Origin of the sequence: Sulfitobacter sp. UBA4523 (assembly GCF_002388305.1) — a bacterium.
In the GTDB taxonomy this organism is placed as follows: domain Bacteria; phylum Pseudomonadota; class Alphaproteobacteria; order Rhodobacterales; family Rhodobacteraceae; genus Sulfitobacter; species Sulfitobacter pontiacus.
Map to the genome: position 1 here is coordinate 19,627 of NZ_DGMH01000066.1, position 239 is coordinate 19,865.

A 239-nucleotide genomic window follows, 5' to 3' on the forward strand; every position below is an offset into this window, starting at 1 on the left:
GAGGCCCGCCACGCGGCCCATATGGTCGAGCTTCAGATCACGCCCGACGATGCGGTCACCGACCTGGAAACGGCAGAGATCGAGACACCGAAGGAAAAACAATCCTCCCAAGGTGATCTGGACGCCGCCCTGTCGCAAGCCGCCTATACCGTGGACGAAACCTATCGCACCGGCGGGCATAGTTCGTCGGCGATGGAACCCCACGCCGCGATCGCGCAATGGGACGGCGACAAGCTGAC

Annotated in this window: 1 protein-coding gene; it reads left to right on the top strand. The window is 63.2% G+C overall.

What is annotated here, in order from left to right:
- On the top strand, positions 1 to 239 hold a 239-nt coding region (locus B3849_RS16055; protein ID WP_286780429.1), incomplete at both ends, for a molybdopterin cofactor-binding domain-containing protein.